Source organism: Mesorhizobium sp. M2A.F.Ca.ET.067.02.1.1, from assembly GCF_004023285.1.
Classification (GTDB): Bacteria; Pseudomonadota; Alphaproteobacteria; order Rhizobiales; family Rhizobiaceae; genus Mesorhizobium.
On record NZ_RZSB01000158.1, the window covers coordinates 1 to 9,533 of the forward strand.

Sequence of the window (9,533 nt, forward strand, 5' to 3'; positions counted from 1 at the left end):
GTCGAGACGCTGCCTTCGCCGGCGGCGCTCGCCGCGCGCCTCGCGCTCGGCGCGCGCCGCCGGCGAAGGCAGCGTCTCGACGGCGCGGTCGAGCAGGCCGCGCGCCTCCAGCGCTGTCATGAAGCGGGCCTGGTGCGCGATGTCGGCCAGGCCCCGCTTGCGCGCGAGCGACAGCGCCAGCGTCTGCTGGTAGTTGTTGAAGAGCACCAGCGCGCTCACCTCGTCGGTCATCTCGGCGAGCAGCTTGTTGCGCGCCGGCCGCGTCAGCGAGCCCTTGCGCATGGCGGAAGCCAGCGCGATCTTGATGTTGACCTCGACGTCGGAGCAGTTGACGCCGCCCGAATTGTCGATGGCGTCCGAGTTGCAGCGGCCGCCATTCATGCCGAACTCGATGCGCGCCCGCTGCGTGACGCCGAGATTGGCGCCCTCCCCGATGACTTTCGCCCGGACATCGAGCGCGGTGACGCGGATGGCGTCGTTGGCGCGGTCGCCGACATCCTGATTGCTTTCGCCGGAAGCCCGCACATAGGTGCCGATACCGCCGAACCACAAAAGGTCGACCGGCGCCTTGAGGATGGCGCTCATGATCTCGACCGGCGTCGCCGTGGTCTTGGCGAGCCCGATCGCGGCGGCGGCCGCCTGCGGCAGCGTGATCGATTTCTGGTTGCGCGAGACGATGACGCCGCCTTCCGACAGCTTCGACTTGTCGTAGTCCTGCCAGGACGAGCGCGGCAGGGCGAACATGCGCTGGCGCTCGGCCAGGGAGGCCGCCATGTCCGGATCGGGATCGATGAAGATGTCGCGATGATCGAAGGCGGCGATCAGCCTGATGGCGGGCGACAACAGCATGCCGTTGCCGAACACGTCGCCCGACATGTCGCCGACGCCGACCACGCTGAAGGGCTCAGCCTTGATGTCGCGGTTCATCTCGCGGAAATGCCGCTTCACCGCTTCCCAGGCGCCCTTGGCGGTGATGCCCATCTTCTTGTGGTCGTAGCCGGCCGAACCGCCGCTGGCGAAGGCATCGTCCAGCCAGAAGTGATGCTTCTCCGAAATGGCGTTGGCGGTGTCGGAGAAGGTCGCCGTGCCCTTGTCGGCGGCGACGACGAAATAGGGATCGTCAGGATCGCGCCGCACCACGCCGGCTGGCGGAATGACCCCGTCGACGCCGATATTGTCGGTGATCGACAACAGGCTGGAGACGAAGTTCTTGTAGGCCGAGGTGCCGGCCTCGAAGATGGCGTCGCGCCCGGCGCTCATCGGCAGCTTCTTCGGATAGAAGCCGCCCTTGGCGCCGACCGGCACGATGACCGCGTTCTTGACCTGCTGCGCCTTCACCAGACCCAGCACCTCGGTGCGGTAGTCCTGGGCGCGGTCCGACCAGCGCAGGCCGCCTCGCGCCACCGGGCCGAAACGCAGATGCACGCCCTCGACCTCGGAGCCGTAGACGAAGATCTCGCGCCATGGGCGCGGCGCCGGCAATCCCTCGACCGCCTGCGAGTCGAGCTTGATTGCGAGCGACTGCCCCTTCGCTTTCGTATCGGCGACGAAATGATTGGTGCGCAGCGAGGCTTCGATGAGGTTGAGGTAGCGGCGGATGATGGTGTCGTCATCGATATTGGGCACCTCTTCCAGCGCGTCCCTGATCTTGGCCTTGAGGTGCTTGGCCGCCACCGCGCCGTCGCCTTCCGCCGCCGGCCCGAGCCGGGCGACGAACAGCGAATGCAGGCCGCGCGCGATCTCCGGATAACGGTTGAGCGCGGCGGCGATGAAATCCTGGCTCTGCGGAATGCCGGCCTGCTGCAGATAGCGGCCATAGGCGCGCAGGATGGTGATCTCGCCCGACCACAGGCCGGCGGTCTGCGCCAGGCCGTTATAGCCATCATTGTCGACGTCGCCGCGCCAGACCGAGAGGAAGGCATCCTCGAACAGCGCCCCGCCATGGGCGAGGTTGATTGGGTTGCCGTAGCTGTTCTCCAGCTCCATGTCGTGGATGAAGACCGTTGCAGCCGGGTCGCCGGCGACCTCGAAGGTGCGCTCGCTGATGACGCGGAAGCCGATATTTTCCAGCACCGGCACGCGCCGCGACAGCGCCACCGGGCTGCCATGGTGGTAGATCTTCAGCGCCGCCTGGTTCGGCTTCTGGTCGGCATGGCGGTAATAGTCGATGGCGATCGGATTGCCGGCGCTGATTTTGGCGATGCGCCCGGCATCGGCCAGCGCCACGGCGGCCGAGAAGCTATCGCGGTAACTTTCGGGGAACCGCGCCGCGATCGCCTTCAGCGCCGGATCGCTGCCGGCCGCTTCCGCCGCCTCGGAGAGCGCGTCTTGCCAGGTGCGCACGATGTCGCGGATCGCCGCCTCGATCGTCGACTGCTCGATCTTCGGCGTCTTGCCGCCGGAACGGCCGATGATGAAATGCACGCGCGCCAACCCGCCTTCCGGGAAGGCCGGGTAATAGGCCGACAGCCGACCTTCGAAGACGGTCTTGAGATAGGCGCCGATCTTCTCGCGCACGACACTGTCATAGCGGTCGCGCGGCACGAAAACGAGGATCGAAACGAAACGGTCGAACTGGTCGGCGCGCACCAGCGCTCTGATCCGCGGCCGCTCGACCAGCCCGAGAATGGCATTGGCATGCTTTCTCAGGACCGGCACCGGAACCTGGAAGAACTCATCGCGCGGATAGCTCTCCAGCACGTTGATCAGCGCCTTGCCGGAATGGTCGTTTGGATTGAAACCCGACTTGGCGATGATCGTTTCGGCCTTCGAGCGCAGATAAGGGATCTTCATCACCGAGCGCGTGTAGGCGGTCGAGGTGAAAAGGCCGACGATGCGCAGCTCGCCCGCCAGCGCGCCTTTCGCCGTGTAGGTCTTGACGCCGACATAGTCGAGATAGATGCGGCGGTGCACCAGGGACTTGGCGTTCGCCTTGGTGACGATCAACGGCTCCGGTCCATGCAAGAAGGCGCGGATCTCCGGCGTCGTCGTCACCGCCTCGGTGCCGCGCCGCAGCACCAGCACATCGGGATCCGCCAGGATGCCGAGCCCTGGCTTGTCGGCGCGCTCGAGCGAGCCGCTCTCCTCGCCGCCGACATATTTGAACTCGCGCATGCCGAGGAAGGTGAAATTGTCGTCGCGCAGCCATTCGAGGAAGGCGATCGCCTCGGCGACGCTCTTCTTGTCGAGCGGCACCGCGGAATAGCGGAACTCGGAAATCGCCTGGTCGAGGCGGGCGAGCATACGCTTCCAGTCGACGACCGCGGCCCGGACCTGGGAGAGCATCTTGCGCAGCCGCTCGGTAAGGCTCTTCGCCTCCTCCGCGGTCAGCCTTGGAATGTGGACGTGGACAACGCTCAGCCGCTCGTGCTCGTCATCCTCCTTGCCACCGTCGCCCAGAACCTCTACGACGCCGGCCTTGCCGTGACGGACGGTAACAATCGGATGGGTGACCAGCGTCGGCTGGCCGCTCGTCTCGGTGATCTCGCCCAGGATGGAATCGAACAGGAACGGCATGTTGTCGTTGACGACCGTGATGACCGTGACCGGCCGGCCGTCGCAGGCAACCCCCGAATCGGCATCGACGGCGACGACGCTTTCGCCCTTCCTGTGGCTGGCCACCGCTCGGGCTGCGAGCTCGCCTGCGCGTTCCAGGTCGGCCGCGTCATAGGCCGCGATATCCTCGGCGGGCGCCCGGGCAAGCAGATAATCGGCAAGCCTTGCCGGCTTCTCCTCCGCTTTCAAGGCGGCGGCTTTCTTCTTCGGCTTGGATTTCACGCTGGCCATGACGCTTCTTCCCTCCCGTCTTATGCTTTTGTGGCTATCGTAGCAGATGACCGCCGTTTCGCGACAAAGGTTTGACGACGCATAAAAAAATTCGAACTGACGCCATCGGCCTGCAAGGAGAACCCATATGACCGGCAAAATAACCGCGCTTGAGCTTGTCCAGGCGGAGCTGAGCGAGTCGACGAAAGCCTATTTCGCCAAATGCGAGGAGAAGCTCGGCCTCGTGCCCAACGTGCTGCTCGCCTACGCCTTCGACGAGAAGAAGCTGCGCGCCTTCACCGACATGTACAACGATCTGATGCTGGGCGATTCGGGCCTGTCGAAGCTGGAGCGCGAGATGATCGCGGTCGCCGTCTCCTCGATCAACCATTGCTATTACTGCCTCACCGCGCATGGCGCGGCGGTGCGTCAGCTGTCGGGCGAGCCGGCGCTGGGCGAGATGATGGCGATGAATTTCCGCGCCACCGATCTGTCGGACCGCCAGCGCGCCATGCTCGAATTCGCCGTGAAGCTGACGGAGGAGCCGGCCAGGATTGTGGAAGCCGACCGAGCCGCCTTGCGCCAGGCCGGCTTTTCGGACCGCGACATCTGGGACATCGCCTCGACCGCCGCGTTCTTCAATATGTCGAACCGCGTGGCCGCCGCGGTCGACATGCGGCCAAATCCCGAATACCACGCCATGGCGCGATAGCGGCCGCTGTCATTATATTAGCAATACCGAATTTTTCGTTGCCCATCCCGCCATTTGGTCGGATGATCAGGGTTGCGGCGCAGCCGCATATCGCAAGCGGCGTGGCCGCGTGCCGGTTCGACGCCGCCGACAAGGGAGGAGAACATGGCGAAATTTCTCTATGTCTATCACGGCTCCGGCAAGATGCCGACCGACGAGGCCGAACGCAAAGCGGCTATGGATGCCTGGACCGGCTGGTACGGCAAGCTCGGCTCGGCCGTGGTCGACGGCGGCAATCCGGTCGGCATGTCCAAGACGGTTCTGCCCAGCGGCAAGGTCGAGAACAATGGCGGCAGCAATCCGACCGCCGGCTACACGATCGTCGAGGCCAAGGACATCGACGATGCCGTCGCCAAAGCCAAAGAGTGCCCGATCCTGATGGACCCGGCCTTCAGCGTCGAGATCGCGCCGATCATCGAGATGATGTGAGGCCGGCGCCTAAGCGGTTCACCGTTTCACGGAAACGGCGAACCGCTCTAACTTTTTGTTTGACGCAATTCCGGGCGGAAAACCGCTCACACTTTTTCTGGAATTGCTTTAGCGCGCGGCGATTGCCGCGGCGGCGCCCGCCATGGTCGTGGCGCTGACGCGGTTGGCGATCTTCATGGCGTGCTTGCTTTTCAGAAGCCGGCGCGCCTGCGAAGCGGCCAGCACCCAGGCTAGGTCGATGACGACCAGCACGACAGCCATTGTCAGCGTCAGCTCGACCCAGCCGACGACGCTGACCGAGGCGAGATCGATGATGGTCGGCAGCAGCGCCAGATAGAACATCATGATCTTCGGGTTGCCGAGCGTCACCGCCATGCCGGCAAAGAACAGTTTCACAGGCGAATCCTCGCGCGGCATCTCGCCTTCCTTGGCCTCCACCGGCGCCGTCCACATCTTGAACGCTAGCCAGGCGAGATAGGCCACGCCAATCCACTTCACGACGACGAAGGCGTAGTGGAAGGTCTGCGCCACTACGGCCAGCCCGAACACCGCCAGCGACAGCCAGATCGCCTCGCCGATCCACATCGCCAGCAGGAAGGGGAAGACGTCGCGGAACCCTTTCGAGATCACCCGCGCCACGAGTGCGGCGATCGATGGGCCGGGCGAACCGGCGGCGACAAAGAGCGCGGCGGCGAAGATCAGCAGCGAGGCGAGATGCATGAGAGCGCTTCCTTTTGAACAGGAACAGACCATACCGGATCGCATCACATTTGGCACGCCTGGCAAGATGCGATCGTTGAGCAAGGAGACAATAGCTAGCAGCGCCGGCGCCGCCCCCTCATCCGCCCTTCGGGCACCTTCTCCCCGTAAACGGGGCGAAGGACGCTCTCATGGCTGCTTTCGTCAGTCGCCGGCGTTGCAGGATAGGCACCAGCATCGCGGCCAGCCCTCTTCTCCCCGTTCACGGGGAGAAGGTGCCGGCAGGCGGATGAGGGGCAGCGCCGACGCCGACAATTGCTGCTCTTGTGCTGCTCTTGCCGTTCCCTTCAGCCTTAGCTACAAGACCCGCCCGACATCCATTTTCGAGCATCACTTTGCCTCAGTAACCGCCGGTCTCGCCAACTCCTCTGAATGCACCGCAGGCGCGGCCATTGGCGCCGCCTGCTCCATTTTCACGTGTTCTTCAGGCGGCGGTTCGAGACCGGTTTGGCATTGCTGAACCGCCGTCGAGTGCTATCGCGCCGACGCTTGATTTCCAGACAACACAGTCTTTCGCCACGCCGTGCCCATGAAGGGCATCTCGGACATTGCCGGCCTGACGGACTTCCCGACGGGAAGGGCCTACCGGCATGTCTTCCACCTTGCGTGTCCTCTGGACGATCGCGCCCGCAATCGCGCCACGACCTTTCATCAACTGCAACCGCTGCGGCGGCTTCAGACCATACAAATGCAGCGAGAAATTCCGCGTCAATGCCAATGGCAAGCGCATCGACGTCTGGCTGATCTATCGCTGCAGCGGCTGCGAAAACTCCTGGAATTTCACCATCCTGGAACGACAAAACCGCCACGATATCGAGCCGGCGCTGCTGGCAGGCTCGAAAGCAACGATCCGGCGCTTGCGCGCCGCTATGCCTTCGATGCCGCCCCGCTGCGCAACCGAGCCGGACGGGTCGAGGAATCTCCCGATGTCACGGTTCGAAAGGAGCCGCTCGACCGAGAGCCGGGACACGCCAACGCCCTCGCGCTCGAGCTTCGGCTGGAGGGGACGACGCCTTTGCGGCTGGACCGCCTGCTTGCCGGCGAGCTCGGCCTTTCGCGGTCAAGACTCCAGGCCCTGGACGACCGAAGGCGACTGACCATGGAACCGGATGGCGCGAAAGCCTTGCGCAAGCCGGTTCGGGACGGCCTGGCGGTGCGCATCGGTCTAGCCGACGAGGCGGATTGCCGCGCCATCCTGTCGGCCGCGTGCCGCTGAAACGAAAGAGGGAGCACACGCTCCCTCTTTTGAACCCTTGGCTGGAAAGCTTACGCCGCGCCCATCACCTTGGCGGCCTTCTCGAAACGCTTGCGCTCGTTCGGGTCGAGATAGAGCTTGCGCAGCCGAATGGTCTTCGGCGTCACCTCGACCAGCTCGTCGTCCTGGATCCAGGCGAGAGCCCGCTCCAGCGTCATGCGGATCGGCGGCGTCAGCTTCACCGCCTCGTCCTTGCCGGCGGCGCGGATGTTGGTGAGCTTCTTGCCCTTGAGCACATTCACTTCGAGGTCGTTGTCGCGCGAATGGATGCCGATGATCATGCCCTGATAGACCTTGACGCCCGGATCGATGATCATCGGGCCGCGGTCTTCCAGATTCCACATGGCGTAGGCGACCGACTCGCCCTGCTCGTTGGAGATCAAGACGCCATTGGTGCGGCCGGGCAGCTCGCCCTTGTAAGGCTCATAGGCGAAGAACAGCCGGTTCATCACCGCGGTGCCGCGCGTGTCGGTCAACAGCTCCGACTGGTAGCCGATCAGGCCGCGCGTCGGCGCATGGAAGACGAGGCGCTGGCGATTGCCGCCGGAAGGACGCAGCTCGACCATCTCGGCCTTGCGCTCCGACATCTTCTGCACGACGACGCCGGCATGCTCCTCGTCGACGTCGATGACGACTTCCTCGACCGGTTCCAGCAATTCGCCGTTCTCGCCCTTCTGCATGACGACGCGCGGCCGCGACACGGCAAGCTCGAAACCCTCGCGGCGCATCGTCTCGATCAGCACCGCAAGCTGCAATTCGCCGCGGCCGGAAACGAAGAAGGAGTCCTTTTCGGCCGATTCCTCGATCTTCAGCGCGACATTGCCCTCGGCCTCGCGCAGCAGGCGGTCGCGGATGACGCGGCTGGTCACCTTGTCGCCCTCGGTGCCGGCAAGCGGGCTGTCGTTGACGAGGAAGGACATGGTGACCGTCGGCGGGTCGATCGGCTGCGCATGCAGCGGCTCGCTCACCTGCGGGTCGCAGAACGTGTCGGCGACGGTGCCTTTCGACAGGCCGGCGATGGCGACGATGTCGCCCGCCTGCGCTTCCTCGATCGGCTGGCGCTCGAGGCCGCGGAAGGCGAGGATTTTCGAGATACGTCCGGCCTCGATCTGCGTGCCGTCGTGATGCAGCACCTTGACCGCCTGGTTGGGCTTCAGCGTGCCGGACTCGATGCGGCCGGTGATGATGCGGCCAAGGAACGGATTGGCTTCCAGGATGGTGCCGATCATGCGGAAGGGACCCGGATGGACGGTCGGCGCCGGCACATGCTTGACGACGAGGTCGAACAGCGGGGCTAGGCCCTGGTCCTTCGGACCTTCGGGGTTTTCCGACACCCAGCCGTCGCGGCCCGACCCGTAGAGGATCGGGAAATCGAGCTGCTCGTCGGTGGCGTCGAGCGCGGCGAAAAGGTCGAACACCTCGTTGACAACCTCGACATGGCGGGCGTCGGGACGGTCTATCTTGTTGATGACGACGATGGGCCGCAAGCCGACCTTAAGCGCCTTGCCGACAACGAACTTGGTCTGGGGCATCGGCCCTTCGGCAGCGTCGACGAGCACGATCGCCGAATCCACCATCGACAGGATGCGCTCCACCTCGCCGCCGAAATCGGCGTGTCCGGGCGTGTCGACGATGTTGATGCGGGTGCCGTGCCAGTCGACCGAGGTCGCCTTGGCCAGGATGGTGATGCCCCGCTCTTTTTCGAGGTCGTTGGAATCCATGGCGCGTTCGGCGACGCGCTGGTTGTCGCGGAAGGCTCCGGACTGTTTCAGAAGCTGATCGACCAGCGTGGTTTTGCCATGGTCGACGTGCGCGATGATCGCGATATTTCGGAGGTTCATTTTTCTGGTCTCGGGAACGTTGCAGGCGGCAGGCTTAACAAGCGCCGCCTTTTTCGGTTGCGCGGCTCATACAAGGTTTTTCGCATTTGCGAAAGGGGAGGCCCGACCCCAAATAATGGTCACTGATTCTTAAACGTCTTGGTGTGAAATGAATCTGTTAACCAAGGCGGAACCTTTGAGGGGCCGGGCGATTTCATGTTCATGACCGATCAGATGTCCAGATTGCGTCCGGTTTTCGCGTGGGCGGCGCTTGGCCTGCTCGTCGCGGCGGGCGCCGCGCAGTCGGCGGCGGCGCTCAGGCAAGCCGATCCGATCTCGCCGCCCGATGCCCAAACGGCGCAGCAGATGTTCGCCGATGCCCCCGACGGCGTCGACCCGATCGTCACCGGCCCGGTCAGCGCCGCCTTCAAGCAGCGCCAGAAGGATGCCAATTGCGACACCGCGGTCTGGCCGAACATTCCGCGCGCTTGTTATCCGGATTGACGCTCTCAATACCGCAAACGTAGCTATCCTTCGCGCCCCCTCTGTCCTACCGGACATCTCCCCCACTTGAGGGAGTTAGCTGTCGCGTTTGATTTCCCCAATCGCCGACGTTGCCGAAGGAGCGAGGCGCCAAAGCTGCTGATCTCCCCCCAAGTGGGGAGATGGCCGGCAGGCCAGAGGGGGGCGCTGTACCGCCGACGGTTTACTTTCACTTCAAGCCGATCGCACCGGGTCCAGCGTCACCTTGTAA

General features: G+C 64.3%; 6 protein-coding genes and 1 pseudogene. 4 read left to right on the forward strand and 3 right to left on the reverse strand.

Features of this window, described 5'->3' with window-relative positions; translation table 11 throughout:
- The coding region (locus tag EOA28_RS13695) for an NAD-glutamate dehydrogenase (RefSeq protein WP_128314963.1) at positions 1-3,786 on the reverse strand (3,786 nt) is incomplete at its 3' end.
- Positions 3,787-3,913: 127 nt separating this feature from the next.
- Here EOA28_RS13695 and EOA28_RS13700 point away from each other — a divergent pair.
- Positions 3,914-4,477: a peroxidase-related enzyme gene (locus EOA28_RS13700; RefSeq protein ID WP_128314964.1), complete on the forward strand. Its 564-nt coding sequence runs from the start codon at positions 3,914-3,916 to the stop codon at positions 4,475-4,477.
- Positions 4,478-4,621: 144 nt separating this feature from the next.
- Positions 4,622-4,945 carry a YciI family protein gene (locus tag EOA28_RS13705; RefSeq protein WP_127249856.1) on the forward strand — a complete coding sequence of 108 codons (324 nt, stop codon included), beginning with the start codon at positions 4,622-4,624 and terminating at the stop codon, positions 4,943-4,945.
- Between the two features lie 108 nt (positions 4,946-5,053).
- Here the strand turns inward: EOA28_RS13705 and EOA28_RS13710 are convergent, their stop codons facing one another.
- Positions 5,054-5,665 (reverse strand): LysE family translocator, encoded by a 612-nt coding sequence (locus EOA28_RS13710; RefSeq protein WP_127249855.1) that lies wholly within the window; start codon positions 5,663-5,665, stop codon positions 5,054-5,056.
- A gap of 629 nt (positions 5,666-6,294) precedes the next feature.
- Between EOA28_RS13710 and EOA28_RS13715 the strand changes: the two are divergent.
- A pseudogene (locus tag EOA28_RS13715) lies at positions 6,295-6,920 on the forward strand (DUF1062 domain-containing protein).
- Positions 6,921-6,970: 50 nt separating this feature from the next.
- Here EOA28_RS13715 and typA read toward each other — a convergent pair.
- Positions 6,971-8,800 (reverse strand): translational GTPase TypA, encoded by a 1,830-nt coding sequence (typA, locus tag EOA28_RS13720; RefSeq protein WP_126063759.1) that lies wholly within the window; start codon positions 8,798-8,800, stop codon positions 6,971-6,973.
- Positions 8,801-9,001: 201 nt separating this feature from the next.
- On the opposite strand from typA, the gene EOA28_RS13725 reads away from it, so the two are divergent.
- On the forward strand, positions 9,002-9,283 hold the full coding sequence (locus EOA28_RS13725; RefSeq protein ID WP_126083653.1) for a hypothetical protein: 282 nt from the start codon (positions 9,002-9,004) through the stop codon (positions 9,281-9,283).
- Positions 9,284-9,533: the final 250 nt, after the last annotated feature.

What these genes read in the sequence shown, in the direction of transcription:
- EOA28_RS13700 (WP_128314964.1), top strand. Translation starts at nt 3,914, where the DNA reads ATGACCGGCAAAATAACCGCGCTTGAGCTTGTCCAGGCGGAGCTGAGC.
- EOA28_RS13710 (WP_127249855.1), bottom strand. Translation starts at nt 5,665, where the DNA reads ATGCATCTCGCCTCGCTGCTGATCTTCGCCGCCGCGCTCTTTGTCGCC.
- EOA28_RS13725 (WP_126083653.1), top strand. Translation starts at nt 9,002, where the DNA reads ATGACCGATCAGATGTCCAGATTGCGTCCGGTTTTCGCGTGGGCGGCG.
- typA (WP_126063759.1), bottom strand. Translation starts at nt 8,800, where the DNA reads ATGAACCTCCGAAATATCGCGATCATCGCGCACGTCGACCATGGCAAA.
- EOA28_RS13705 (WP_127249856.1), top strand. Translation starts at nt 4,622, where the DNA reads ATGGCGAAATTTCTCTATGTCTATCACGGCTCCGGCAAGATGCCGACC.